A 389-nucleotide genomic window follows, 5' to 3' on the forward strand; every position below is an offset into this window, starting at 1 on the left:
GGTAAACACCGATGAACATCTTCAACGAGCCGTCTCTCACTATCTCGGCTTTTACCTCGATGCTGCATCCGTTCGACAGTGTTTCCGAGTGGATCATATGGCGCTCAGTCATGGCTGCATTCCTCCCGTGGTTGCTATCAGCGTAACCCATGCAGCGCTGAACCGATGACGCTCAAGCGTCTACTTGCACCACCTAGATCCCCAGTTTTTGATAATCCTCGACATTGCAAAAAAAAAAAAAAACCTATAAGCATTGCTGTAAATAAAAACTCGATAACCTTTTCATCACTAAATCCTATCGTATGAGTTTTAAGATAAAGCATAACAGCAGCGATAACAGCACATGCTCCATTTGTTTGTGCGGTTACGACTTTTGCTCCGCTAGCATT

1 protein-coding gene is annotated in these 389 nt (G+C 44.5%); it reads right to left on the reverse strand.

What is annotated here, in order from left to right; all coding sequences use genetic code 11:
* Nucleotides 1-137: 137 nt before the first annotated feature.
* The coding region (locus tag I6F35_RS39670) for an L-serine ammonia-lyase, iron-sulfur-dependent, subunit alpha (protein ID WP_225122975.1) at nt 138-389 on the reverse strand (252 nt) is incomplete at its 5' end.

This window comes from Bradyrhizobium sp. BRP22 (assembly GCF_020194175.1).
In the GTDB taxonomy this organism is placed as follows: Bacteria; Pseudomonadota; Alphaproteobacteria; order Rhizobiales; family Xanthobacteraceae; genus Bradyrhizobium.